Genomic DNA, 24,305 nt, shown 5'->3' on the forward strand with positions numbered 1-24,305 from the left:
TTGATGTTGGATGCGATCACTCGGGTGGATGCGAAGGTTCTGGGTGAGAATTTGGTGGTGGTGCAGCAGCCGAAGGTTGTTGCCGAGCCCGAACCGGAGCCGGAGCCGGAGCCGGAGCCGGTTGCCGCTGAACCTGTTGCTCCGGTTGCTGCGGTGAAGCCTGCTGGTGGTGGTTTGGCGATGAAGGGTCCGGCGAAGGCTCCGGGTAAGGGGCTGGGCATGAAGGGTGGCGCGAAAGCGCCTGGTGCCAAGGCCGAGTCGGGTCCGGTGCAGACCCCGGTCGCTGAGTCCGCTGCTCCTGCTGCCCCGGTCAAGGGTTTGGGGATGAAGGGCAAGGCCAAGGCGCCCGGTGCGAAGACCCCGGCTCCGGCGGCTCCCGCTGCCGCGGAAGCCGCCGCGGAAACCGCTGCCGCCGAACCGGTTCCGGCCGAAGCATCGGCTCCGCCGGTCGCCGTGAAGGGGCTGGCAATGAAGGGTAAGGCCAAGGCTCCGGGGGTCAAGACAGGGCAGTAGTCCATCTGTCGCTGCTTCGGCACCGATGAATTCCCGGCGCTCGCCGTGCCGGTGGTCGGTGACACCGACCACCGGCACAAGGCGCCGCCCGACGCCGCGGACGCGATGACCGTGCTCCCGGAGGACCCGCCCTGGAAATCGAGGCGACACCTCCGGGCGCTGGTTGATAGCCTCGGTGCGCCGGCCGCGGGACTCCGGCGCGACTTCCGGACGTTGACTCTTAATCAGCTAATTCGCTGCTCGCGCTCCAATTCCCCGGCCGGCACCCATCGATTCATCAGGACAGGCCATGAGTGTGCGCAGTGATCAGGTAGCGACCGAGGACGTGCTGCTGTTCGCCAACGCCTCGATCACCGCGACCGGGCAGCGCGAATTCCATTCCGGGCGAAGCCAGCAGCAGCTCTCCTTGAGTTTTCTGCACGACTACATGCTCGGCAACTATCGCGACCTGTACACCGCGACCCTGGCTCTCGATATCAACGATCACAATGCCGCGCTGATCATTCTGCGGCTGCTGGTGACCGCGAGCGAGGCCACCGACGAGCAGCGGCGCACCGAAGGCCGGTTGATCGCCCGGCGGCTGGAGTTGCTGCCACCGCAGCGGGTCTACCGGCTGCTGCGCCGCGTGCGGGACGCAGGCGTCAACAACCGGCGCACCAGGGCCATCGTCCGCGACTGGTTCGCGTCGCGGCCCGACCCGGCACTGGACGCGGTGAAGTATCGTCGTGGTCTCGCGACGGCGTTGCGCCACAACCACGTTCGGCCGCAGCACCCGGAACTGGGTGACTTCCTGTTCGCGCCGCGTCGCCGCACCCAGTACAGCACGCCGTTGCTGGAAGCGTGGCGGGCGGCGCACTACGCGAAGAAGGGCGTCTACGACCTGCCGTACACGGTCGCGGAGGGATTCGCGGCCCGGCGCGGGATCGACCGGGAGGAGTTCCTCGCCGGTATCGCACCCCGGATGACCCGGCTGGAACAGCTCAGGTTGCAGGAGTCGGCTCGCCGCCACGGCGCCACCGACGTGCGCATGGACCTGAGCCGGATGCCGCTGACCCGCCTGGCCTCCTATGTGCTCGCGCTTCCGCTCGACGAGCGGGCGCGGCGGCGTGCGGAACTGACCGAGGCATTGCGTGCGGCGGCGCGGCGCGCGGCCGGTGCCGAGCGTGGGCGCTGGGGCACGGTGGCCGCGGTACTGGACGACAGCTTCTCCAGCTTCGGCTCGGCCGTGAAGCGACGCCGTCCGCTCGCGGTCGCGCTGGCGTGCCATTACCTGCTGGAAGTCCTTGCCGCCGAATATGTTCCGCTGTGGACATCGGGGCGTGGCGATGCGCTGCTCGGGTACCCGTACGGGTCGACGCCGCTCGGCCATCGCCTCATCGACGCCCTCGATACCGCCCCTGATCGGGTCGTCATCGTGTCCGACGGCTGGGACAACGCGCCGCCCGGCCTTGCCGCCGAGGTGTTGCGCGTGTGGTATTCCCAGCTGGATCCGGAGGGCCGGGTCGGCATCGTGCATCTCAACCCGGTCTACGACGCCGGCGATTTCGAGGTTCGGCGGCTCGCGGCGTCGGTGCCCACCGCGGGGATCCGTACCGCCGAGGATCTGCCCGCTCTGGTCGAGCTGGCCCAATTCTCCACCGGCCGTACCGAATTGGCCGAGCTGACGGACTATCTGGCGGCCCGGATCCACAAGTTCCTGGAGACCCGATGACCGCCCTTGACCTCGGCGGCCTCACCACCGGCCCCGCCCAGGTGTGGGGCGGGGTGCGGCTGGTGCCGCTGCTGCGCGCGGAGCCGATCACGGATCTGCGTCTGCACGCGGACCTGTACGACGCCGATATCGGCGTGGTCGACCTCGGCCGCACCTACTACACCTCCTATATCCCGCACGGGTTCGTGGCCGATTGGAGCGGTGACGGAGCCCCCGCGGCCGCTTACGGCACGCAACTGAGCACCCAGCAGCCCAAGCACATGCGATTGCATTTTCAGCACCGGCTGGCGCGGCGGCAGGACAGGACCCGGCTCCGCTTCCTGCCGCTGCACCTGGCGTTGGAGGGATATCTGGCCCTGCATTTCGGCGGTCCCGCCTACGCGTGGGAGGAATGGTCGCGGCGGGCGCTGCGCAACGGGCTGTCGCCGCGTGTGGAGCAGGCGTACCAGGGTGCGGAGGTCAGCGGGCTGGCCGATGCGTTGCGCGTCTTCGAGATCCATCCGGACCAGTGCGGTGTGCTGGTGTATGTGGCCGACGCGCTGGCCTCGGCCTTCGTGCTGCCGCATCCCGCCGACTACCGGGCGCTGCATCCGAGCCTGATCCACGATCTGTACGGCGATCTGATCTTCCGGTATTCGCTGTGTGCGCCGTCGGTGGCGGAGTACCGGGTGCGGCTGCCCGACACCGGTATCCATTCCGTCGCGGACCTGAGACTGTTCGCCGGACAGCAGGAAACGGAGTGGGCTCGGTTCCATGCCGGGACCATGGCGACCGGCCTGCTGGCGGAGACCTACAGCTGGGAACGTGTCTACCGGATGGACCGGTTCACCCTGTCCCGGTTCCTGCCGGCGTTCCAGTTGAAGCGTGAGAACCATATCGGCGAGACGATCACCGACGCCAAGGGCCAGGTCCTGTACCTGAAGACGTTCTGGCTCGCCGAGAACCAGGTGCGGCGCGGCTACCTGCTGTCCCAGCTGGCGGCCGACGACTGGCGTCTGGCCGACACCGCCGCGCGGCTCGGGATCAGCGCGGAACAACTGGGCCTGCGCCTGGAATCCTCCGGCTTCGGCTACCTGCTCCAGCAGCATGTTCTGGATTCCTACCGCTCCCGAGCCCGCAAGGCACGCCGCTCGAAGCGCGGCGCCGGGTAGATCCCGCAACGGTCGGGGGAGCGGATGCTGTTGGCTCGGCAGGTTTTTCAAGCGGCCACGCTGGTTTCTCCGGACGCGGTAACGGCTCACCGGCCCGGATGCGCGGCGTAGAATCCAGCGGTCAGTCCATCGATGCCTCGCGATGCGAGTGGCGGGAGGGGATCTCGTGTGGGAGACGGTGCCGGCGATCGTCGCCGAGGCGGTCGCCGTGGGCGCGGTCGCGAGCTCGAGCGCCACTGCCGAACGGCCGGTGATCGACGCCTACGCGACGCTGAAGGCTCTGGTCGCCGCCAGCGCCGGGCCGTCGAGTGTCAATCCGGTGGAACAGCAACCTGATTCGGCCGCGCGCCGAGCGGTGCTGGCCGAAGACCTCCAGCGTGCGGGGGCCGAAAACGATCAGAACCTGCTCGCGGCGGCGCAAGCCCTGCTGGCGGTCGTGCGCGCACACCAGGCGACAGCGGGCGCCTCGGCGGGCGTCGATCTGGAACGAGTGTCCGCGGCCGCGTTACGAATCCGGCAGGTGGAATCGACCGGAACCGGCGTGCGAGTGGTCGACGGCAGATTCTCCGGCGCCCTCGAAATCGGGTCGGTGACAGCGGGAAAGGCGCAACCCCAGGACCCTCCCGTGGCGCGCCGGTAACCTCCGCACCGAGCGCGCCCCAGCAGGTACCGGGGGGAATCAGTCTTACCGGGGTGGTCGCCCGGACATTGGCCATCGGGGCGGCCGCACTGCCCGCCGGCGACTTGCCGGTGGCGGCTCAGGTGCCGCCCCGGGAACTCGTGACCTCGAGTCTGCCTGCGCTCCCGCGTGATTTCCTGGGCCGGGACACGGAATTGGGACAGATCCTGGATACGGCCGAGGGCGGTCGGGTGGTAGCCATCCACGCGATCAACGGTATGGCCGGCATCGGTAAGACCACCCTCGCGGTGTACGCCGCGCATCGACTGGCATCGAAGTTCCCCGATGGCCAGTACTTCGTCCAGTTGCATGCCTACACCCTCGGACAAGCCGCGGCGGGTGCGGCCGAGGTCCTGGCCGGACTGCTGGTCGCGGTCGGCACAGATCCGCGCAACCTGCCCGACACCTTGGCCGAACGTGTCGATCTGTGGCGTCATCTGCTCGCCGACAAGCGGATTCTGCTGGTCCTCGATGACGCGGCCAGCCAGAAACAGATCGAGCCGCTGCTGCCGAGCGGATCGGGCAGTCTGACCCTGATCACGAGCCGCCATCGGCTCACGCTTCCGGACACCAACCCGTTGGCGTTGCAGCGACTCGCGCCGGAGGCGGCGAAGAATCTGGTGCTCACCGTGACAGGTCGGGCAGCGATCGATGCGGCCGAAGGACTTGCCGCAGCGCATGTCGCGAAGGTATGCGGGTATCTACCGCTGGCGATCGTGCTGGTCGCCGGTCGGATCGCGCACCACACGTCGTGGACCGCGGCCGATATCGACGCCTACGCCGGTGAGGTCGAAGCGGCGGCGAATCGGCTGATCGCCGAAGACGCCCCGGCCGTGCGCGCCGCGTTCGACCTGTCGTATCAGGCGCTTCCAGCGCAACGACAGCGCGTTTTCCGGCGATTGGGTCTGCATCCCGGCCCCGACCTGGAGGTGTACGCGGTGGCCGCGCTGGTGGACCTGGATATCGAGACCACCCGGCGCGAGTTGCTCGCCCTCTACGACGACCATCTGCTCGACGAAACCAGGCGCGGCCGCTACTGGCTGCTCGATTTGCTGGGTTCGTATGCCAACAGCCTGGCGGCCGCCGACTCGGAGATCGACTCGGTCGGCGCGGTGCAGCGCTTGCTCGACTACTACCAGTACACCGCGGCCCACGCCGGCCAGTGGCTGATTTCGTCCAGCCGCACCAGTGCTGACCGCACCGATGCGGCCGCTGTCGCGCGTCGTGCCGGGGTGCCGGAATTCGGCGATCAACTACAGGCGCTCACCTGGTTGCGTACCGAGCAGGACAATCTGCTGGCCTGTCTGGACCACACCGCGAGCCGTGACCTCGTGCGAATGGTCGCGTTGACCGCCTCGGTGGCCAGATTGCTGGAGTTCGACGGGCACTGGCCCCGGGCGGCGAGTTTGCACCAGCGAGCTGCCACGACAACCCACGAACTCGGCGATCGGCTCGGGGAGGCCGACGCGCTCGACGCGCTCGGTCGTATTCGCCGGCTTACCGGGGACTACCAGCAGGCGACCGAGTTGCACCAGCGTGCCCTCGAGCTCTATCGCTCGGTGGGCGATCGACAGGGGGAGGCCGAAGCTCTGCGCAACCTCGGTCGCATGCGCTTGCTTGCCGATGAGTACGAGCAATCCGTTGACCTGTTCGAGGAAGCGCTCGATCTGGACGACGCCCTGGGCAATCAGCTCGGTGCGGCCGACGCGCTCGCTGCTCTCGGTCAAGTCCGGGAAGTGACGGGGGATCGTGAGCAGGCGGTGGAGCTGTTCCAGCAGGCGCTGACTCGATACCGCGCGCTCGGCAATGTGCTCGGCGAGGCCGATGCATTGGTGGCTCTGGGCCGGGTCCGGGAAGTGACGGGGGATCGTGAGCAGGCGGTGGAGCTGTTCCAGCAGGCGCTGACTCGATACCGCACGCTCGGCAATGTGCTCGGCGAGGCCGACGTACACGACGCGCTCGGCCGCTTGCGCCGCCTCGGCGAGGACTACAAGCACGCGACCGGTCCGCACATGCAGGCACTGACGGCCTACCGCACGCTGGGGCACCGTCACGGCGAGGCCGACGCGTTGGCCTCGCTCGGCGAACTACGCCGAGTCACCGAGGTTTTCGGGGACGCGACGATGTTGTACGAACAAGCGCTCGGTATCTACCGAGCGTTGGGCTACCGCCTCGGCCAAGCCGACGTTCTCAGGAGTCTGGGGCTCGTTTGCGTGGCCACCGAGAATCACGGCCGAGCCGACGAGTTGTTCCAGCAGGCCCTGATTCTCTACCAGGCGATCGACCACGGCCCGCGGGCGGGCGAAACCCTCGACGCCATCGCAGCCCTCCGGCGACTCAGTGAACCAGCCCGACCGCAGAGCCGTACCCAGCCCCGGCGACCGTTCAGCTGGCGGCGCGCGCTCGGCCGGTGGACAGATCGGATCGCCCGGCGGCACGGTCTCGTGATGATCGAGCCGGTGCTGGAGCCGCTGGCGATCGTGCACCGGGAACTGTATCCCAAGGCGAATCTGACGCTATTGCAGCGCGCATTCGACGTCGCGGATGCCTTACACGCCGATCAGTTCCGCAGATCCGGCGACCCCTACATCACCCACCCGCTGACCGTGGCTACGACCCTCGCCGAACTGGGGATGGACACCACAACCCTGGTGGCGGCGCTCCTGCACGACACCGTCGGCTACACCGACTACACACTCGAGCAGCTGACAGGCGATTTCGGTCAGGAGGTCGCGCACCTGGTCGACGGCGTCACCAAGCTCGACAAGGTGAATCTGGGCGCCGCCGCCGAGGCCGAGACCATCCGCAAATTGATCATCGCGATGGCCCGTGATCCGCGCGTGCTGGTGATCAAGGTGGCCGACCGCCTGCACAATATGCGCACCATACGCTTCCTGCCGCCGGAGAAGCAGGCCAAGAAAGCCTCGGAGACACTGGAAGTGATTGCGCCGCTGGCGCATCGGCTCGGTATGGCCACGGTCAAGTGGGAGCTCGAGGATCTGGCCTTCGGAATCCTGCACCCGAAGAAGTACGACGAGATCGTGCGCTTGGTGGCGGAGCGTGCGCCCACCCGCGACACTTACCTGGCCAAGGTCCGCGCCGAGATCGTCAACACGTTGGCGGCCAGCCGGATCACCGCCGTGGTCGAGGGACGTCCGAAGCACTACTGGTCGATCTATCAGAAGATGATCGTCAAGGGAAGAGATTTCGACGACGTCCATGATCTGGTGGGGATCCGGATTCTGTGCGACCAGGTGCGCGACTGCTATACGGCGGTCGGTGTGGTGCATTCGCTGTGGCAGCCGATGGCGGGCCGGTTCAAGGATTACATCGCTCAGCCGATGTACGGCGTCTACCAGTCGCTGCACACCACCGTGGTCGGCCCGGACGGTAAGCCGCTGGAGGTGCAGATCCGTACTCAGGACATGCATCGCACCGCGGAGTTCGGCATCGCCGCGCACTGGCGCTACAAGGAGACGCGCGGCAAGCATTCCGGCGATACCGCCGAGGTCGACGATATGGCCTGGATGCGGCAGCTGCTGGACTGGCAGCGTGAGGCGGCCGACCCGGCGGAGTTCCTGGAGTCGCTGCGGTTCGATCTGAAGTCGCCGGAGATCTTCGTGTTCAGCCCGAAGGGCGATGTGATCACGTTGCCGCAGAAGGCGACTCCGGTCGACTTCGCCTACGCGGTGCATACCGAGGTCGGGCATCACACTATCGGCGCGCGGGTCAACGGACGCCTGGTCCCCTTGGAGCGGCAGCTCGAAAACGGTGAGGTGGTGGAGGTTTTCACCTCCAAGGCGGGGAACGCGGGCCCGAGCCTGGACTGGTTGAGCTTCGTGGTCTCGCCGCGGGCCAAGGCCAAGATCCGGCAGTGGTTCGCCAAGGAGCGACGCGAGGAGGCGCTGGAGTCCGGTAAGGAGCAGATCTCCAAGGAGGTCCGCCGGGTCGGGCTTCCGTTGCAGCGCTTGATGAATGTGGACGCGATGACTGCGGTGGCACACGAACTCGATTACGGCGACATCTCGGAGCTGTACGCGGCTATCGGTGCGGGCAAGGTGTCGGCACCACACGTCCTGCAACGCCTCCTGGCCCAGTTGGGTGGCCTCAACGATGTGGAGAACGAACTCGCCGAACGCTCCACGCCCTCCACCACCCCGAACCGGCCGCGGGTCTCCGGGGATGCGGGTGTGATCGTGCCGGGCGTACTGGGAACGGCGACCAAGCTGGCCAAGTGCTGTACGCCGGTGCCGGGTGACCAGATTCTCGGCTTCCTGGGGCGCGGCGGTAGCGTCAGTGTGCATCGCACCGATTGCACCAATGCGGAGTCGCTGCGTGAACAGTCCGAGCGCATCATCGACGTGGAGTGGGCGCCGTCGCCGTCCTCGATATTCCTGGTAGCCATTCAGATCGAAGCCCTCGACCGCACAGGGCTTCTCTTGGACGTCATCCGGGCTCTGGTCGACGAGCGCATCAATATTCTGTCCGCGTCGGTCGCCACCCACGGTGACCGGGTCGTGATCAGCAAGTTCACTTTCGAGATGGGCGACCCGAAACACTTGGGGCACTTGCTGAACGCGGTGCGCAAGGTGGAGAGCGTGTACGACGTCTACCGCGTGACCTCCGCCGCCTGATCGGCGAACATCCGGTGGGGCGATCGATCCTGCGTGAACGCCCGAATGGCCACTGCGCGAGACGATTTGGTGCCGACAGGGGTGGTAGCCGCCCGTGAGTGCCGATGCTCGTCACGTCGACAGGCAGGCGACCCCGGCTTCGGCGCACGCGTCGTCGTGATCGGGCCGACCGCCGCTCACCGCGATCGCGCCGACGACGATGTCGCCCATTGTGACGAGCCTGCTGCCCGCGCCCGCGATGATCGGCACGCCCGCAACCTGATCCAGCTGCGCGAACAGAGTCGGCCACGCCTCGCCGAGTCGCGTCAGTTCGGTGCCGTCGCGGTGGAACAGGGCCACGCTGGTGGCTTTCGCGGGGGCGATTCGCGCGGACAGGGGTGGGGCGCCGTCCATGCGGTCGACGGTCAGCACGTGCCCACCGCTGTCGACGATCGCGACCGTGACCTGTGCGCCGAGGGTGGCCGCGTGCGCGCGGACGGTGGTGCTGATGGCGCGCGCCTGGTGTGAAGTCAGTGACATGGGTTCCGCTCCGAATCTCTTGGTGCGACCAACGGTATCTCGAGTTCGTGGGACCGTCCAAGGGTTTTGGCTAGACTGGCGCACATGGAGTTGGAGGACGCGCCCGAGCGGCTGCGCGGCAAACCGAGCTGGCTGATCAGTAAGGCCGCGGTCCGGGCGCATCGGTTGATCGGCCTGGCGATGGCCGAGATCGAGGGCCGCGCTTACCATTTCGCGATTCTGGCCGCTCTCGTGGAGTTCGGTCCGGACAGTCAGGTGCGGATCGGTCAGCGGTGCGGCATCGATCAGAGCGATATGCATGCCATGCTGGGGGAGTTGACCGAGCAGGGATACGTCGCACGCACGCCGGATCCCGGCGACCGCCGCCGCAACCTGATCACCTTGACTCGCTCGGGCCGGCGCCGGCTCGAGAAGCTGGACTCGCGTCTGACCGCCGTGCAGGACGACCTGCTCGCCGGTCTGTCGCCGGCCGAGCGCGGTGAGCTCGTCGCGCTGCTGGCGCGCGTGGTCGGCTAGAAATCCGCCGCCGGGTGTCCCCTCCGGCCGATGATGTTCGTCGGGTAGGTGACAGGACAGTTCGACAGTGGAGGATTTCATGCAGTACGCATTGCTGATCAACGTGTTGCCCGGTGTGTTCGAGGCGCTCGACACCGCCGAGCAGGAGGCGATATCCGCCGAGTATCTCGCGATCCGGTCCGATCCGCGGGTGGTGGCGGGCGCTCATGTCGCGCCGCCGCACACCGCCTCGACGGTGCGGGTGCACGACGGTGACGCGCTGGTGACCGATGGGCCGTTCGCCGAGACCAAGGAGGTGTTCGGCGGCTACTTCCTGGTCGAGGCGGACGATCTGGATGCCGCGATCGAGGTCGCCGCGATGGTGCCGACCGCCCGGCTCGGCGGCGCGGTGGAGATCCGGCCCATCGTGAAGGCGTGATCGAGGAGATCTTCCGCGCCGAGTGGGGGCGCGTATTCGCCACGCTGAGTGGCCTTTTCGGCGATATCGACCTCGCCGAGGAGGCCACCCAGGAGGCTTTCGCGATCGCCGCGGAGAAGTGGCCGAAGGAAGGTCTGCCGGACAGACCCGGCGCGTGGCTGACCACCGTCGCGCGCCGCCGGGTCCTCGACCGCCTGCGCCGCGATCGTCTCTTCGCGGCGAAGGCGCACCTGCTCGCGGTGTCGGACGTCGAGGAGGCGACCATGGCCGAGACGGCCTTTCCGGACGAGCGGCTCGAGCTGATCTTTCTGTGCTGCCACCCGGCGCTCGCCGAGGAGGCCGTCCGGCTGGGCCGAATGCTGGCGGCTCTCATGCCCGACGAGCCGGAAGTGCTCGGATTGCTGGCGCTGATGCAGTGCGCCCATGCCCGCCGCGCCGCCATCGTGACGAGGAGATCGTGCTGCTGGATCAGCAGGACCGAACCCGTTGGGACACTGCGCTGATCGCGGACAGCCGCGCCCTGCTCGACCAAGCCATCGTCCGGGCGCGCGGGCAGTATGTCGTGCAGGCCGCCATCGCCGTCCTGCACACCGAACCCGAACGTCGTCTGCTCCGCGGCCGGATCGCCGAGCTGGAATCAGGCTGAGCCCTGGGCGGTTCCCGGCAGGACGAGATCGACGACGGTGTCCAGGTAGCCGGGCGTCGCGGGCTCGCCGCGCAGCAGCGTCCGGAACCAGATCGCGCCGGCCAGGGCGTCCATGATCGCCGCGGGATCGGCCGAGGGCGGCAGCTCGCCACGCTGGACGGCGCGCTCGAACAGCGGGCGTTCGCGTTCCAGCCGTCCGGCGAAGAAGGCCCGCCCGATCGCGGTCAGTTCGGGGCGGGCCGGTGCCGCGGCGAGGACCGCGCCGGCGATCGGCGCGGTGGCGGTATCGGTGAGCAGCCGGTGGATTCCGGCCGCGATCTCCCGCAGGTCGCCGCGCAGGGTCCCCGTGTCGGGGATGTCGAAGCTCAGCAGGTCGGCATCCGCCAGCGCCGCCGCGAGGAGCGCGTCCTTGGAGGGCCACCATCGGTACAGGGTGGTCTTGTTGACCCCGGAACGCGCGGCCACCGACTCCATGGTCAAACCCGAATAGCCTTGCACCGCCAGTAGATTCAGGGTCGCCGCGAAGATGTCCTGTGCTCGTCGCGGTCCGGTGCCGACCCGTTGGTCCGATCTGTCCACCTCCACACAATACAACGCAACGTTGTGTTGCATCGCTGTGCTCGACTCGGTAGATTGCAACGCAACGTTGCGTTGCGTTTTGGAGGATCGACATGACAGCACTTCCCCTCGTTCTCGTGCACGGCATCCGGCTCAGCGGTGCGTGCTGGCCCGCGGTCACCGAGCGCGTCGGCGCCGAGCGCCCGGTCACGACGGTCGACCTGCCGGGCCACGGGTCGCGGCGCGGTGACCAGTTCACGCTGGACGCGGCGGTCGCCGCTGTCCACGACGGCGTGGACCGGGTCGGCGGCCGGGCGATCGTGGTGGGGCATTCGCTGGGCGGGTTCGTCGGCACCGCGGCCGCCGCCGCGGATCCGGCCCGGGTGGCGGGACTGGTGGTCGCCGGTGCCAGCTGTCAGCCCGGCCCGGCCCTGGCCCGGCCGTTCACCGCCATGCACAGGGTGCTGTCGAGCCGCCCGGACGGCGGCGCGCGGATCAGTCGCCGCGTGTTCGAATCGGTACTGCCCGCGCGGGTGGCGCACGACATCGACCGGGGCGGCATCGCGACCGAGGTGATTCCGGATGTCGTTGCCGCGCTACGTGATTTCGATCTGCTGGGCGGTCTCGGCGCCTATCCCGGACCGGTCTGGCTGGTCAACGGCGCCCGCGACCACTTCCGCGTCGGCGAGCGCCGATCGCTGGCCGCGTGCGCGCGGGGCCGGCTGCTGGTGATCCCGCGGGCCGGGCACTACTACCCGCTCGCCCGGCCGGCCGAGTTCGCCGAGCTGATCCTGGATCTCGCCGCCGCCTGCCAGGAGCGCGCGGTCGCCTGAGACACGACGCTGCTGTGAGCGGATCCGCTCACAGCAGCGTGGCGCGATTTCCGGGGTGGCGCTGGGGCACGGTGGATTCATGGCACACGACGACAAGACGCCGATGTTCAACTGGCGCACCCGAGAACAACTTTTCGCGCGCCGGATCCTGGTGCTCGACGGCCCGCTCGACGACGACAACGGCGCCCTGCTCATGACCCAGCTGCTGACCCTGGCCGCCGAGGACGCGGACGCCGGCATCTCGCTGTGGATCCACTCGCCGGGCGGGTCGGTTCCGGCCATGCTCGCCATCCGTGACGTGATGCGGCTGGTGCCGTGCGAGGTGTCGACCTTGGCGCTCGGATTGGCATGCAGCGCTGGACAATTCCTGCTCTCGGCGGGGTCGCGCGGGCGGCGTTTCGCGCTGCCGCACGCGCGCATCCTGATGCATCAGGGTTCGGCGGGCATCGGCGGCAGCGCCGTCGAGGTCGAGGTGCAGGCCGACGATCTGCGCTACACCGTGCAGACCGTGCTCGGCCTCATCTCCGAGGACACCGGGCAGCCCTACGACCAGGTCTTCGACGACTCCCTGCACGATCGGTGGTTCACCGCCGTCCAGGCCCGGGAGTACGGCTTCATCGACGGCATCGTCGACTCGTTCTGGCAGGTCGTTCCGCGGCGGCAGAAGGCGGGAATCTCATGAGCAGCTACACGATTCCGAATGTCATCGCCCAGCATCCGCGCGGCGAGCGGATCATGGACGTGTACTCGCATCTGCTGACCGAGCGCATCGTCTACCTCGGCACCCCGATCGATTCCGGCGTCGCCAACGCGCTCATCGCGCAACTGCTGCACCTCGACGCGGACAGCCCGGGCCAGGACATCAATCTCTACATCAACTGCGAGGGCGGCGATCTGACCGCCATGCTCGCGCTCTACGACACCATGCGGCACATCCAGTCGCCGGTGGTCACCACCTGCGTCGGCCAGGCTATCGCGGTCGGCGCGGTGCTGCTGACCGCCGGCGTGCGAGGACGACGTTCGATGCTGCCGCACGCCCGGGTGGTGCTGCACCAGCCCGCGGCCCGCGGGCAGGGCACCATCCCCGACCTGATCCTGCAAGCCGACGAGCTGGTCCGGATGCGTGCCGAGGTCGAGGCCGTGCTGGCCGAGCACACCGGCCAAACGGTGGAAACGCTCCGGCACGACACCGACCGCGACCGCGTCTTCACCGCGCAGGCGGCGATCGACTACGGCATCGTCGACCGAGTGCTCGCGCCACAGGACTGAGCTCGTCCCGGGCGCGGAATCTGCCGGGATGACCGCGGCGCGGCAGATGCCGCGAGTGCGAGCTAAGCGGCGAGCAGCAGCCCGTTGTAAGGGGCGTGGGTTCGAGGGCCGATCGCGCGCGGTGCCGCGATCCGGCTGTGCCGGACGAGGTCGTCGGCGACCTGGTGCACCAGGCCGCCGAGCGGTGTGCCGAGGGCGCCTGCCATCGCGGCGACCATCTCGCTCGAGGGCTCCTTGAGCCCGCGCTCGACCTCGGAGAGGTACTGCGGTGAAACACCGGCCCGCTCAGCGGTTTCCGCGAGCGTCTCGCCTTGTTCCCGGCGCAGGATGCGCAGTCGCCGGCCCAGCGCCTCCCGCCAGAGGAGTTCGGTCCGGGGCCGCGTCTGCACCGGAGCCATCGGCCGGATCTCGGAGTCGGTCCGGCGGGGCCGCTCGTCTCGTCCGCCGGGGATCGCGCGCAATCGCGGCGCTTCGGTACGCGGGGTCTCGACGCTCGAATGCTCGCTCATAGGTGGAGCCTACGACCGCGCCGCGCCAGGCTGGCTGCTCCTCCGCTGTGGGCGAACATCCTCAGCCCGCCTGGCCGGTCAGCAGCCGCACGATGGACTGCACGAATCCCTCGATCCGTTCGCGCGGATAGGTTTCGGGGTCGCTGACCGCGAGCCGGCCGAGCATCTCCGCGACGGTGAGCAGTGAATTGGTGAGCAGAGCCGAATCCATTGCGCCCCAGCGTGAATCAATGGCCAAACCGACCCGCACCAGCGCCTCGGCCTGATCGAAGATGCCCGCCCGCGAGCTGCGGATGGCGTCGCGGTACTCGTCGGGCGCGCTGCCCGGACCGGCGAGTACCAGCCGCCAGCGCGTCGGATTCTCCAGTGCCACCGCGACGAACGCCTCGACCGTCGCCGAGGCCGCGACCACCGGGTCGGCGCCGATCAGGTCGACGGGCAGGGTCGCCGCGACCTGTTCCAGGGCCAGATCGCGCTCGCGGGCGAGCAGGGCCTCCACCAATTCGGTACGGGTCTTGAACACCGTGTACAGCACCGGTTTCCCGACTCCGGCCTGCTGGGCGACGGCCTCCATGCTCAGCTCGTGCAACTCGACCCGGCTCAGCACCGCGAACGCTGCGTCCAGCAGTTGGGCGCGACGCTGTTCGGCGGGCAACCGTGGCGCGTATCGCCGCCGCGGCCGCTGGGATGTGGTCACTGTCGCCTCGCCTTCACCGGCCCCATCTTGCCAGTACGCGGCGATCGGTGGCACCTCGCCCCGCCTAAAGCTACGTACCCGTTGTATTCGACGCACGCAATTGCTACGGTGGCGTTGTATTCGCTGGAGCGCCTGCTGAGGAGCCATCATGACCTTCGATCCGACCACTCTGCGCCGGGAGGATTACGGGTTCTTCGGACCCGATTCGCCGAGCTGGAAGATCTGGACCGCTCCGACCGCGGTGATCGGATTCCAGCGCGCGGTGGCCCTCGAGTTCTTCGACCCGTTCCTGACCGCGTCGGTGTCGGATACCGCGAAGATCTACTCCGATCCGCGCACCCGGCTGGACATGACCTTCGTGTACTTCCTGATCGTGGCCGTCGGCGATACCGCGACCGCGATCAGGGCCTCCGAACATCTGCTGGAACTGCATGCGCGCTCGACTGGCATCGAGCCGGTCACCGGCCGCCGCTACAGCCCGAACAACCCCGAGACCCAGCTGTGGATCCACCTGACCGGCTGGCATTCGGTACTCAAGGCCTACGAGATGTTCGGCCCGGGCCAGCTGAGCACCGACGAGGAGAACCGGTACTGGCAGGAGTGCGCGATCGCCGCCGAATTGCAGACCTGCGATCCCCGGGATGTTCCGCGCACCCGCGAGGGCGTCCAGGCGTACTTCGACGCTGTCCGCCCGCGGTTGTGCGTCACCGAGCGCGCCCTCGACGGCATGCATCAGATGCTGTTCACCTCACCGAAGCACGGCGCCGGCTGGACCTATGCCCTCGGCGCGCGCCTGCTCGCCACGGCCTCCATCGCGACCCTGCCGCAGTGGATGCGCCGCCTCGGCCAGTTCGAGCAGTGGCGGCTGGTGGACCTGCTGGTTCGGCCCGCGGGCCGGATCCTGGTGTGGCTGTTCACCCTGTTCGACAAGCGCGGGCTGATCCTGGCCGCGCCGATCGTCGCCCCGATGGCGGGCAAGGTCCTCGAACAGCATGTGAAGAACGAGCCGCCCGCTCTGCTCGAAACCCGCTCTCCCGCACAGGGTCGCGAACTGTACGGGACCCGCAACCGTAAGGCGATGCCCGCCGCGGGCTGACCGAACCGCCCGCTGCGCCGAACCCGGTCGCGCTGTACGACGAGCGGTTGGTCAGGTGGGCCACCGGTAGACGCGCGCGCTGCCGTCCGCGCCGGCGGTGGCCAGGCGGGTACCGGAGTGGTCGAAGGCGAGGGCATCGACCGAACCTTCGTGCGGAAGGACGAAAAGCTCCTCGCCGCCGGGAAATTCGGTCAGATGCCCGGCGGCGTCCGCGCCGGCGGTGGCCACTGCGGCACCGTCGGGCCGGAAGGCGGCGGCATGGATCGGGTTCTCGTGGGTGATCGCGAGAGTGGTGGTTCCGTCGCGCAGGTCGGTGATTCGCAGAGTCGCGTCGGCGGTGAGCAGATGGTCGCCGTCCGGATGGAAGGCGGCGGTGTGAATCGGGCCGGCGTGGGTGATCGTGCGCTGAGGCAGACCGGAGGCGACGGTGGTGACGATCGCGGTCTTGCCGCCCGCCGTGACCAGCCGGGTTCCGTCGCGGCTGAAGGCGACGGCCCGCACCGATGCCTCGTGATTGAGGGTCAGTAGCCGCTGACCGGTCGCGAGGCGATAGATCCGCGCGGTCGAATCGGTGGCGCCGACGGCGACCAGGGCCGAATCCGGGGATACCGCAAGCGATTCCACAGCGCCGTCGAGCTGGATCGTCCGCGTCACCGCCATGGTGTTCAGATCGATGACGCGCAGGGTGGCATCGGCGCTGCCCGACACCGCCCGCTTACCGTCGACGGTGGTGAGAACAGCTGTGACCGACCCGCCGTGCACCACGCGGAACGCTTCGCTGCCGTCGGTGAGGTCGAAGCCGCGGGCGGTGCCGTCGGCCGAACCGGTCAGCAGCAGGGCTCCGCCCGGCCGATAGCTGATCGCGGTGACCGCGTCCTCGTGCTCGAATCGACGCAGCTGTGTGCCGTCGGCACTGTCGAAGACACGGGCGGTGCGGTCGGCACATGCCGTCGCGACGCTGTGGCCATCGGGGGCGAACGCGACCGCGCGGACCGCGCCGCCGTGGTCGAGCCGGCTGATCGGGGCGAGCCGCACCGGGCCGATCCAGTGCACTCGGACCATTCGGTCGCCGCCGACGATCAGCCGCCGGGGCGCCGTGGTGAAGACCGCGTCATCGATCGCGGTACCGCTGTCCCACACCGTCGCGCCGGAATCGGTGCGCGCCACCATGATTCCCGTCGGCTCGCCGGGGAGCCGATTGACCGCGACCAGATCGCCCCGGTCCGAGAGCCGGGCGCGTACCGGTGGACCGTCGGTCAGGGACTGGTAGGCGATGGGATCGAATCGCCGGGCGCCACTGGCGAGGTCGAAGACCGTCATCCGGGTCGCGCCGAACACGGCCAGCTGCCCGCGGTCGGCGGAGAGCTCGGTGTGTGGTGGAAACGTAATGAAGAACAGGGGATTGGTGATCGCGAGATCGAGCCGGACGGTGCGCTGGACCGCGCCGGTTCCGGGATCGAGCGTGATGACGTCCTGACTCGGCGTGCACAGCGCGCACACCTTGCCGTCGGCATCGAACCAGACGCGGGCGATCTTGCCCTTCTGCGTGTGGGTCCAGACGACCGCGCCGGTCGCGGCTTTCATCGACTGCACTGCTCGGTTCCAGCCCACGACCACACTGTGGCTGTCCGGACTGAAGTCGAGGCTCAGGGGACCGTTGACGATGGCGCCGTCCGGCTCCAGCAGGCCCGGCAGCGGGTAGCGGCGATGGCCGTCGGCCGGATCGAATTCGCCGCCCGGCGCCGCGACATGTTTGCTGTCGGCGCTGAACACGAGGCTGCGGGAGGTGCCGTCGAGCGCCTTGCGGAACACTGCCGTGGCGATCGCGACCCCGAGGAGCAGCCCGAAGGCACTGCCCGCCGGGTTGTCCGGGTCATCGCCGGAGACGATGATCGGCGTGGCGAGGTCCAGGGCTCCCAGGACGCTACCGTCGGCCGCATCGAGCAGTCGCACCTGATGATGTTCGTCGTCGATGGTGGCGAAGGTCACGATGCGGCGGCTGTCCGGAGCGAATCGGGCGGTGCGCACCGTTCCGATACCGGGTACCTGCCACCGCCGCTGCAATGTCTGCGTGTCCAGGGCCGCCACGGCGGTCCCGGCGGCGGCGACGCGCTTGCCGTCGGGCGCGAGCGCGAGCGCTCGAACATCGAAATCGAGTGCGGCCGTGGCCAGTACGGCACCAGGGGGCTTCACGGCGCGTTCCAGAGCAATACGGCGGTGGCGGTGGCGGTGGCGAGCGCGGCCCCACCGGGCGGGTAGCCGAACGCGGTCACGACGCCGTCGTGACCGAACTCGGCGATCCGCCCGCCGGTGATCGGATTCCATTGGATGACAACCGATCCGGCGCTGGCGGCGAGCGCGGCGCCATCGGCGCGATAGGCCACCGCGGTGACCGGTGCGTCGTGCGCGAGGGTGTGGACCGGTGCTCCGTCGGCGCTGTTGAAGATCCGCGCGGTCTTGTCCGCGCTCGCGATGGCGATCCGGGTGCCGTCGGGGCTGAACGCCAGGCCGTGCACCGTCGCGTCGAAGACGATGCTGAATTGCTGAAGTCCATTGGTGGCGTCGAAGACCCGCACGGTGTTGTCGGCCTGCGCGGTGGCCAGCCGCAGTCCATCCGGGCGGAACGCGACCGCGGTGACGGCCGTGCCGGGTTGCATGGTCAGCAGTGGTGCGCCGGAGGCGGTGGCGAAGAGCCGGACGATGCCCTCGGTGCTCGCGGCGGCCAGCTGCGTTCCGTCCGGGTGGAAGGCGACCGCGGTGACCGCGCCGTTGAACTGATGTTTGCGCACCTGCGCGCCGGACACCGTATTGATCAGCCGAGCCGTGAAATCGTCACTGCCCGTGGCCAATCGGGTGCCGGTGTGGTTCGCGGCCAGCGCGCGGACCGGCCCGTCGTGTGCCAGGCGCAGACGTTGCCCGCCGGTGGTGGGGTCGAGAATCCGTGCGGTGCCGTCGTCGCTGCCGGTGGCGATCCACGACTGGCCGGGGACGGCGCAGAGCACGCGGACCGGCCCGTCGTGATCGAGCCGGGCGACCGGTGTGCCGTCGCCGACGGCGAGGGCGCGCGCGGACTTGTCGGTGGAAGCGACCGCCAGCCTCATACCGGTGGATTCGAAGACGACATCGGTGACCGCGCCGGGCTGCGGCAGGCGCAGCCGCTCGGCCGGCGGTAGCCGCCAGACCCGCACCTTGGCGTCCTCGCAGCCGGTGACGACCCGCGTGCCGGTCGAGTCGAACTGCGAGGAACGGATGACCGTAGCCGGATGGGCGAGCACGCAGCGGGTGGCGCCGGTTCCCGCCGCGACGACGCGCAAGGCCGTGCGGGTCTCGCCCGGCAGCAGGATCCAGCGCGAGTCGAAGCTGTAGGACGGTGTCGGCAGAAATGCCTCGGAGTCGTGGAAAGCCCAGGACCACAGTTTGTTTCCGTTCGCGACCGAGTAGACCGTGGCGACGTTGAGGACGTCCTGGGTCAGCACGGTCCGGCCATCCGGTGCGATCCGTACCGAGCAGCCGAGTACTTGGAACTCGTCGCTGGCGGGTCCGAGTTCGCGCAGCACGCCGCCGTCGGCGAGCCTGAGCAGCGCGGTGCTGTTGTCGTGACGGCAGATGGCGACGACACCCGCTCCCGCGTGCAGATCGATCCCGACGACCGGGCTCGGGACCGCGACATTCCAGCGCACCGTTCCGGTCGCCGCCTCCAGCAGCCGGACTCGGCCGGGCGGATCCGGCTCGAAGGCGAACATGTCGCCGCTGCCGCAGGCGATCAGACCGGCGCCGGTGTCGGCGGCCACGCAGGTCAGTGGGTCGGGACGGGTCAGGGGCAGTTTCCAGCGCACAGCACCGTCGGCGGCGGTGAACACGGTCGCCGCGCTGTACATGGCGGCTTGGAACAGCGTCGCGCTGCCGGCCGGGAACAGCACCTGATCGGTGACGAACGCTTCCTGCGGGTGCGAGACCTCCCACCGTTTCGCACCGGAGGCGGCGTCGGCGACGAACGTGGTGTAGATCGAGTCCTCGCCCAGATCACCGTCGAACAGGAAACCGTTGACCGCGAGCAGGGTGCCGTCCGGGCTGATCGCTGGTTCGAGCAGCGGCACCGGCGCGGTGAACCGGGCCGATTCGGTGCCGGTGGCGGCGTCGCTGAGCCGTGCTGTGCCATCGGGACCGGTGCTGAGAACGCGGTTGCCGTCAGGGGTGAACGCCACCGCGTCGGCCGCGTGGTTCACCGTGCACAAGACCATGGGATTCATGGTTCTTCCCGGTCCATAACTTCAGGAGAGCACAGCCGCGCCCGTCTGACCAGAGCAAATCGGATAATCGCGGGCGGGTCGTGATCTCGGCGGAACCGGTAACGCAACGGTGACGCTCGACGTTCACTCTGACGGATATGCTATCGATGGGTCCGGTCGGCCTGTGCATAGTTCGCGCGGAGGCGCAGACCGGGGATGTACTGGTCACCGTTGTGACCGACCTGGCCGGCAGCGATCCTCGGATCGGACGGACGCGACGGTTCAACGATATCGACGGTGCGGTCGAAGCGGTGCGTGGGTTCTTACACGATTGCGCCATCAGCTGACGGGCCGAGTTTATGAGTTGAGATGAGAACATCCGCACCACCCACTGCGGCCTGGACGGGGGACTCGCCGGTTTCCCTGGGGCTACATCTGTTTCACGGTCCCTACGTCACCGTCGGGGGTGAACGCCGTGAGATTCCGGTCGGCAGCCGACGTGTCGTCGTGCTGACCGCACTGCACCATCCCAGTGTCGATCGGCATTTCGCGGCGGGACGATTGTGGCCCGACGGTGACGATCAGCGCGCCGCCGGCAATCTGCGCTCCGCGCTGTGGCGCTTGCGCGGGGCCGGGGTGGACATCATGGCCTGTGACAGCTCGGTGCTGTCGGTGCGCGAGCCGGTGCTGGTGGATGCCCGGCTGGCGGGCGAATGGGCGCGCCGGCTCATCGACGGCAGCTACACCGCCGCGGATCTGGTGCTGATGCCGTGGCTCGAGGATGCCCTGGATCTGCTGCCCGGCTGGTACGACGACTGGGTGATCATCGCGCGGGAACGATTGCGGCAGCGGGTGTTACACGCGACCGAACAGCTGTCGCGGCGGCTGCGCGAGGCCGGCCGGTCAGCGGAGAGCGTGGAGGCGGCGATGATGGCGGTGGCCGCCGACCCGCTGCGCGAGAGCGCGCAGCGGGTGCTCATCGAAGCCCATCTGGCCGAGTGCAATCTCGGCGAGGCCCGCCGCGCGTTCGAGCTGTATCGCCGTGTGGTGCGGGCCGAACTCGGCGTGGAGCCGTCCTCGGCGCTGGCCGAACTCGTCGCCTGCCCCGCCTTTCCGGGGCGGCCTGCGCGGTGATGCGACGGTGACGCGGGTGTGACACTCGCGCTGTCATTGTCGTCGCTATGAACACCATGGTCGTGGGACCGACGCGATGACCGCGCTGGTGCTGGACGCCATGAACGATGGGACGGCGTGGCGCGCGCTGGCGGCCGACGGGGTGAGTGGGTCGGCCGAGCTGACCATGACCTCCGATCCGCGGCACATGGGCTGGGGCGCCGACGGCGTGAGCGCCCGCCTCACCGCGAGCCCGGACGCCTCCGGCCACCGTTTCCAGCGCGCGATCCCGGCCACCGACATCTCGGCGTGCGGTGAGCTGCGGCTGTCGCTGGCGGTGACGGCCGCGCCGCCGGGGGAGTTCCTGCTGGAGGTGGGGCTGGCCTCGGCCGCGGTCGGATTCGAGGCGGCCGCCAATGCGTGGCGGCGGCTGATCCCGGTGCCGCGCCGCACCGGCTGGACGGTGGTCGCGATGAGCCTGGCCGATCTGCCCGCGACGATCTCGACGAGCGTCGACGGCATCCGATTGCGGTGCGTGGCAGGGCCGTTCGCGATCCATCTGGATGACCTGGTAGCCGTGCGCCCCCGGCCGCTGGCCGACGCGGACGCGGCGCTGCTGGCGCGCCTGGGCACGGTACGGCTCGGCAACGCCGCCGTTCCGGTCGCGATTCGGACTCCGGCACAACCGATTCCGGCACCTCCGGCGATCGATATCGAGCAGTTCGATATCCGCTTCGCGCCGGCGCGAGCGATCGACCGCCCGGTTCGCCGCGACTTCACCGCGGCCGGCTACCGCGAATACCGCGCCGGGACACCGCTGGATCTCGACTACGCGGTGCGTGTGATCGCCGCCGACCGCGCGACCCAGGCGCAGTTGCTGGAGACAGTGCTGTCCCGGCTGCCCGCCGCCGGCGAGCTGTCGATCGAGGGCGAGCGCGCCGCGATCGAATTACTCGGTGCGCCGGGCGGCGACCGGATCGGCGAGGTGCCGGCGCTGCTGTACCGGATCGGGGTGCGTACCCCGGCGGCGGCGCTCGCGCCGGTCGTTCCCGTGCAGCGCGTCGACCTCGTCGACGACCTGCTCGACATCTCGGCATGAGCGTGAAAGAAGGAGTCGGACAATGGGTTTCGATATCGGGGTGAATGTCGTCGAGGTGGACGGCGCGACCGCGCCGTCGGTGACCGGGGCCGCCGTGTCGGTCGCGGGGCTGAGTGTGACCACCGACCGCGGCGTGCCGGGCCAGCCCACCCGGGTGACCAGCTTCGCGCAATTCGTCGAGCGGTTCGGCGGCTACCGGACCGGCAGCGTGGGCGCCTACCTGGTGAAGGGATTCTTCGACAACGGCGGTCAGACCGCCTACGTCAATCGGATCGTCGACCCGGTCGGGACGACGCCGGCGAAACTGTCGATCAAGTCCGGGCAGGCCGGCAACGATCCGATCGTGCTCACCGTCGAGGGCGGATTTCGTGGGCAGTCCGATCCGGGCGCCTGGGCCCGGCGGCTGTTCGTGCGGGTCGCCTACGGTTCGTCGCGGACCAGCCGGGTGCGCGAGACCACTCCGGCGAAGCTCACCGGCACCGCCTTGACCGAGCCGTTCGACATGTCGGCCGCGCCGGCGCTGAAACTCGAGGTGGACGGCGCGCCGGTCGAGATAACCTTCCAGCTGGGCGATTTCGGCAATCCGGCCCAGGTGACGGCGGCCGAGCTGGCAGGCATTCTCAACGGCAAGACCGATGCGGTCGAGGTAAGCCTGGACGGGACGAAACTGGTGCTGACCTCCACCGGCGAAAAGGCGGCGCAGGGGTCCGGATTCACCAGCCTGAAGGTGGTGGCCGCGAACAGCTCGCTGGGTTTCGCCGCTCCGGCGACGACCCCGCAGCTCGGCCAGGTCGCGGCCTTCGCCAAGAACACCACGACCTTGGCCGATCCCGCCGGCTTCGCGGTCGGCGATCTGATCGACATCTCCGACGGCACGAACAACGGCAGCGCGCGGATCACGTTTCTGGATCAGGCGACCGGCGAGGTGAAGTGGAGCCCCGATCTGGCCAATATCGCCGCCTTCAACGACGTCCGCAAGGTCGTCGTGGGCACCTCGGTGTTCGACGTGCAGATCGCCAAGGACAAGGGCGACGAGGAGCACGTGGTGGAAACCCATCGGGGACTGTCGATGCAGGAGAGCCTCGGCAATCACGTGGCCCGCGTGATCAACAACCCGGTGTCCGGGTCCCGGTTCGTTCGGGTCGCGGCGCAGGCGGGCGCGACCAAGCGGCCGATCGAGACCGCGTGGACGGCATTGACCGGCGGCGCCGACACGACACCCACGGTGACCCACTTCAATGCCGGGCTGACCGCGTTCGACCCGGTCGACATCCAATTGCTGTGCTGCGAACGCACCGAGATCTCGGCGGCGCGCCAGGCGATCGGCTACTGCGAGAAGCGCGGCGATGTGATGTTCGTCGGCGCGGTACCGGGCGGTCTGGACGTGGACGCGGCCGTGGGCTACGGCCAGAAGCTGTCGTCCACGAAAGGGTATGCGGCACTGTACGGTCCGTGGATCGTGGTGCCGGACCCGGCCGGGGTGGGTGACAATCCGCTGATCACCATCCCGCCCACCGGCCACGTCATGGGCGTGTACGCGCGTACCGAGACCACCCGCGGGATCTGGAAGGCGCCCGCGGGCGACGAGGCGAGCCTGCGCGGCGCGCTCGACGTCGAATCTCGGTTGTCGGCGGCCGATCACACGAATCTCGTGGTGAACGGCTCGGTCAACGGCATTCGGATGGTGCCGCGCGCCGGGATCGTGATCGATGCCTCCCGCACCACCAGCGGTGATCCGCGTTGGCGGTATGTGAACGTGCGGCTGCTGTTCAACTACGTGAAATCCAGTCTGCGCGACGGATTGCGGTGGGCGCGGCAGGAACCCAACCGCGACGCGCTGTGGACCTCGGTGAAGTACACGACCATCACCCCGTTCCTGCTCGGGCTGTGGCGGCAGGGCGCCTTCGGCACCGGGACGGCAGCGCAGACCTTCACCGTCATCGTCGACGCCACCAACAATCCACCCGATCAGGTGGAGCAGGGGTTGTTGACGGTGGAGGTGTACTTCTATCCCTCGCGTCCCGCCGAGACCATCGTGGTCCGGGTCGGCCAGCAGGCCAGCGGCGCCACCGTATCGGAAGGCTAGCGCGAATGTCGTGCACCAGAACCGTATTC

Annotated in this window: 21 protein-coding genes and 3 pseudogenes; 18 read left to right on the top strand and 6 right to left on the bottom strand. The window is 68.8% G+C overall.

The window, feature by feature from the left end; all coding sequences use genetic code 11:
• The 6 genes and pseudogenes from ACFVMC_RS12290 to ACFVMC_RS12315 form a co-directional block, all read left to right on the top strand.
• A pseudogene (locus tag ACFVMC_RS12290) lies at nucleotides 1-513 on the top strand (Fe-S oxidoreductase); the annotation flags it as partial.
• Between the two features lie 289 nt (nucleotides 514-802).
• A complete protein-coding gene (locus tag ACFVMC_RS12295; RefSeq protein WP_379209557.1) occupies nucleotides 803-2,224 on the top strand; it encodes a hypothetical protein in 1,422 nt (473 codons plus the stop codon).
• Nucleotides 2,221-3,375 (top strand): hypothetical protein, encoded by a 1,155-nt coding sequence (locus tag ACFVMC_RS12300; protein WP_379209559.1) that lies wholly within the window; start codon nucleotides 2,221-2,223, stop codon nucleotides 3,373-3,375. The genes ACFVMC_RS12295 and ACFVMC_RS12300 overlap by 4 nt, the downstream gene beginning before the upstream one ends.
• 166 nt (nucleotides 3,376-3,541) lie before the next feature.
• On the top strand, nucleotides 3,542-4,015 hold the full coding sequence (locus ACFVMC_RS12305) for a hypothetical protein (RefSeq protein WP_379209560.1): 474 nt from the start codon (nucleotides 3,542-3,544) through the stop codon (nucleotides 4,013-4,015).
• A gap of 230 nt (nucleotides 4,016-4,245) precedes the next feature.
• Nucleotides 4,246-6,318 (top strand): annotated as a pseudogene (locus tag ACFVMC_RS12310) (tetratricopeptide repeat protein); the annotation flags it as partial.
• Nucleotides 6,319-6,507: 189 nt separating this feature from the next.
• Nucleotides 6,508-8,688, top strand: a pseudogene (locus ACFVMC_RS12315) (RelA/SpoT family protein); the annotation flags it as partial.
• 111 nt (nucleotides 8,689-8,799) lie between these two features.
• Here ACFVMC_RS12315 and ACFVMC_RS12320 read toward each other — a convergent pair.
• Nucleotides 8,800-9,207, bottom strand: coding sequence for a heme-binding protein (locus ACFVMC_RS12320; protein ID WP_379209562.1), 408 nt, complete (start codon nucleotides 9,205-9,207; stop codon nucleotides 8,800-8,802).
• A gap of 84 nt (nucleotides 9,208-9,291) precedes the next feature.
• On the opposite strand from ACFVMC_RS12320, the gene ACFVMC_RS12325 reads away from it, so the two are divergent.
• The 4 genes from ACFVMC_RS12325 to ACFVMC_RS12340 all read left to right on the top strand — a co-directional run bounded on the left by ACFVMC_RS12325 (nucleotide 9,292) and on the right by ACFVMC_RS12340 (nucleotide 10,787).
• Nucleotides 9,292-9,723 carry a MarR family winged helix-turn-helix transcriptional regulator gene (locus ACFVMC_RS12325; RefSeq protein ID WP_379209564.1) on the top strand — a complete coding sequence of 144 codons (432 nt, stop codon included), beginning with the start codon at nucleotides 9,292-9,294 and terminating at the stop codon, nucleotides 9,721-9,723.
• Nucleotides 9,724-9,802: 79 nt separating this feature from the next.
• On the top strand, nucleotides 9,803-10,141 hold the full coding sequence (locus tag ACFVMC_RS12330) for a YciI family protein (protein ID WP_379209566.1): 339 nt from the start codon (nucleotides 9,803-9,805) through the stop codon (nucleotides 10,139-10,141).
• Entirely contained in the window at nucleotides 10,138-10,644 is a 507-nt protein-coding gene (locus ACFVMC_RS12335) for a DUF6596 domain-containing protein (RefSeq protein ID WP_379209567.1), read from the top strand. Before ACFVMC_RS12330 ends, ACFVMC_RS12335 begins: the two co-directional genes overlap by 4 nt.
• Entirely contained in the window at nucleotides 10,599-10,787 is a 189-nt protein-coding gene (locus ACFVMC_RS12340; protein WP_379209569.1) for a hypothetical protein, read from the top strand. The genes ACFVMC_RS12335 and ACFVMC_RS12340 overlap by 46 nt, the downstream gene beginning before the upstream one ends.
• Here the strand turns inward: ACFVMC_RS12340 and ACFVMC_RS12345 are convergent.
• On the bottom strand, nucleotides 10,779-11,366 hold the full coding sequence (locus ACFVMC_RS12345) for a TetR/AcrR family transcriptional regulator (protein ID WP_379209571.1): 588 nt from the start codon (nucleotides 11,364-11,366) through the stop codon (nucleotides 10,779-10,781). The two genes, ACFVMC_RS12340 and ACFVMC_RS12345, sit on opposite strands and share 9 nt — an antisense overlap.
• Nucleotides 11,367-11,458: 92 nt before the next feature.
• Here ACFVMC_RS12345 and ACFVMC_RS12350 point away from each other — a divergent pair, with 92 nt between their 5' ends.
• The 3 genes from ACFVMC_RS12350 (at nucleotide 11,459) to ACFVMC_RS12360 (ending at nucleotide 13,447) form a co-directional block, all read left to right on the top strand.
• Entirely contained in the window at nucleotides 11,459-12,178 is a 720-nt protein-coding gene (locus ACFVMC_RS12350) for an alpha/beta fold hydrolase (protein WP_379209573.1), read from the top strand.
• Between the two features lie 79 nt (nucleotides 12,179-12,257).
• Nucleotides 12,258-12,860 (top strand): ClpP family protease, encoded by a 603-nt coding sequence (locus ACFVMC_RS12355; RefSeq protein WP_379209575.1) that lies wholly within the window; start codon nucleotides 12,258-12,260, stop codon nucleotides 12,858-12,860.
• Complete coding sequence (locus ACFVMC_RS12360; protein ID WP_379209577.1) at nucleotides 12,857-13,447, top strand: ClpP family protease; 591 nt, start codon at nucleotides 12,857-12,859, stop codon at nucleotides 13,445-13,447. Before ACFVMC_RS12355 ends, ACFVMC_RS12360 begins: the two co-directional genes overlap by 4 nt.
• A 62-nt stretch (nucleotides 13,448-13,509) precedes the next feature.
• Here ACFVMC_RS12360 and ACFVMC_RS12365 read toward each other — a convergent pair whose 3' ends face one another.
• Together ACFVMC_RS12365 and ACFVMC_RS12370 are read right to left on the bottom strand one after the other, a co-directional pair.
• Nucleotides 13,510-13,956, bottom strand: coding sequence for a helix-turn-helix domain-containing protein (locus tag ACFVMC_RS12365; protein ID WP_379209579.1), 447 nt, complete (start codon nucleotides 13,954-13,956; stop codon nucleotides 13,510-13,512).
• 61 nt (nucleotides 13,957-14,017) lie between these two features.
• A complete protein-coding gene (locus tag ACFVMC_RS12370) occupies nucleotides 14,018-14,653 on the bottom strand; it encodes a TetR/AcrR family transcriptional regulator (RefSeq protein WP_379209581.1) in 636 nt (211 codons plus the stop codon).
• A 148-nt stretch (nucleotides 14,654-14,801) separates the two neighbouring features.
• On the opposite strand from ACFVMC_RS12370, the gene ACFVMC_RS12375 reads away from it, so the two are divergent.
• Nucleotides 14,802-15,749 carry an oxygenase MpaB family protein gene (locus ACFVMC_RS12375; protein ID WP_379209583.1) on the top strand — a complete coding sequence of 316 codons (948 nt, stop codon included), beginning with the start codon at nucleotides 14,802-14,804 and terminating at the stop codon, nucleotides 15,747-15,749.
• A gap of 51 nt (nucleotides 15,750-15,800) precedes the next feature.
• Here ACFVMC_RS12375 and ACFVMC_RS12380 read toward each other — a convergent pair whose 3' ends face one another.
• The gene (locus ACFVMC_RS12380; protein ID WP_379209585.1) at nucleotides 15,801-17,942 is read right to left on the bottom strand and encodes a WD40 repeat domain-containing protein; all 2,142 of its coding nucleotides are present in this window, start codon (nucleotides 17,940-17,942) and stop codon (nucleotides 15,801-15,803) included.
• Nucleotides 17,939-19,999, bottom strand: coding sequence for a PQQ-binding-like beta-propeller repeat protein (locus tag ACFVMC_RS12385; protein ID WP_379209587.1), 2,061 nt, complete (start codon nucleotides 19,997-19,999; stop codon nucleotides 17,939-17,941). Before ACFVMC_RS12385 ends, ACFVMC_RS12380 begins: the two co-directional genes overlap by 4 nt.
• Nucleotides 20,000-20,136: 137 nt before the next feature.
• Between ACFVMC_RS12385 and ACFVMC_RS12390 the strand changes: the two genes are divergently transcribed.
• The 4 genes from ACFVMC_RS12390 to ACFVMC_RS12405 all read left to right on the top strand — a co-directional run bounded on the left by ACFVMC_RS12390 (nucleotide 20,137) and on the right by ACFVMC_RS12405 (nucleotide 24,276).
• Nucleotides 20,137-20,325: a hypothetical protein gene (locus tag ACFVMC_RS12390; RefSeq protein ID WP_379209589.1), complete on the top strand. Its 189-nt coding sequence runs from the start codon at nucleotides 20,137-20,139 to the stop codon at nucleotides 20,323-20,325.
• Nucleotides 20,326-20,347: 22 nt separating this feature from the next.
• Nucleotides 20,348-21,112 (top strand): BTAD domain-containing putative transcriptional regulator, encoded by a 765-nt coding sequence (locus ACFVMC_RS12395; RefSeq protein ID WP_379209591.1) that lies wholly within the window; start codon nucleotides 20,348-20,350, stop codon nucleotides 21,110-21,112.
• 76 nt (nucleotides 21,113-21,188) lie between these two features.
• On the top strand, nucleotides 21,189-22,190 hold the full coding sequence (locus ACFVMC_RS12400) for a hypothetical protein (protein ID WP_379209593.1): 1,002 nt from the start codon (nucleotides 21,189-21,191) through the stop codon (nucleotides 22,188-22,190).
• 22 nt (nucleotides 22,191-22,212) lie between these two features.
• Entirely contained in the window at nucleotides 22,213-24,276 is a 2,064-nt protein-coding gene (locus ACFVMC_RS12405; protein WP_379209595.1) for a phage tail sheath family protein, read from the top strand.
• The last annotated feature ends 29 nt before the right edge of the window (nucleotides 24,277-24,305 follow it).

Origin of the sequence: Nocardia sp. NPDC127579, assembly GCF_042672005.1 — a bacterium.
Taxonomy (GTDB): Bacteria; Actinomycetota; Actinomycetes; order Mycobacteriales; family Mycobacteriaceae; genus Nocardia.

What these genes read in the sequence shown, in the direction of transcription:
- ACFVMC_RS12390 (WP_379209589.1), top strand. Translation starts at nt 20,137, where the DNA reads ATGCTATCGATGGGTCCGGTCGGCCTGTGCATAGTTCGCGCGGAGGCG.
- ACFVMC_RS12400 (WP_379209593.1), top strand. Translation starts at nt 21,189, where the DNA reads ATGACCGCGCTGGTGCTGGACGCCATGAACGATGGGACGGCGTGGCGC.
- ACFVMC_RS12295 (WP_379209557.1), top strand. Translation starts at nt 803, where the DNA reads ATGAGTGTGCGCAGTGATCAGGTAGCGACCGAGGACGTGCTGCTGTTC.
- ACFVMC_RS12385 (WP_379209587.1), bottom strand. Translation starts at nt 19,999, where the DNA reads ATGAATCCCATGGTCTTGTGCACGGTGAACCACGCGGCCGACGCGGTG.
- ACFVMC_RS12405 (WP_379209595.1), top strand. Translation starts at nt 22,213, where the DNA reads ATGGGTTTCGATATCGGGGTGAATGTCGTCGAGGTGGACGGCGCGACC.
- ACFVMC_RS12330 (WP_379209566.1), top strand. Translation starts at nt 9,803, where the DNA reads ATGCAGTACGCATTGCTGATCAACGTGTTGCCCGGTGTGTTCGAGGCG.
- ACFVMC_RS12350 (WP_379209573.1), top strand. Translation starts at nt 11,459, where the DNA reads ATGACAGCACTTCCCCTCGTTCTCGTGCACGGCATCCGGCTCAGCGGT.
- ACFVMC_RS12360 (WP_379209577.1), top strand. Translation starts at nt 12,857, where the DNA reads ATGAGCAGCTACACGATTCCGAATGTCATCGCCCAGCATCCGCGCGGC.
- ACFVMC_RS12395 (WP_379209591.1), top strand. Translation starts at nt 20,348, where the DNA reads ATGAGAACATCCGCACCACCCACTGCGGCCTGGACGGGGGACTCGCCG.
- ACFVMC_RS12375 (WP_379209583.1), top strand. Translation starts at nt 14,802, where the DNA reads ATGACCTTCGATCCGACCACTCTGCGCCGGGAGGATTACGGGTTCTTC.
- ACFVMC_RS12320 (WP_379209562.1), bottom strand. Translation starts at nt 9,207, where the DNA reads ATGTCACTGACTTCACACCAGGCGCGCGCCATCAGCACCACCGTCCGC.
- ACFVMC_RS12325 (WP_379209564.1), top strand. Translation starts at nt 9,292, where the DNA reads ATGGAGTTGGAGGACGCGCCCGAGCGGCTGCGCGGCAAACCGAGCTGG.
- ACFVMC_RS12365 (WP_379209579.1), bottom strand. Translation starts at nt 13,956, where the DNA reads ATGAGCGAGCATTCGAGCGTCGAGACCCCGCGTACCGAAGCGCCGCGA.
- ACFVMC_RS12300 (WP_379209559.1), top strand. Translation starts at nt 2,221, where the DNA reads ATGACCGCCCTTGACCTCGGCGGCCTCACCACCGGCCCCGCCCAGGTG.
- ACFVMC_RS12355 (WP_379209575.1), top strand. Translation starts at nt 12,258, where the DNA reads ATGGCACACGACGACAAGACGCCGATGTTCAACTGGCGCACCCGAGAA.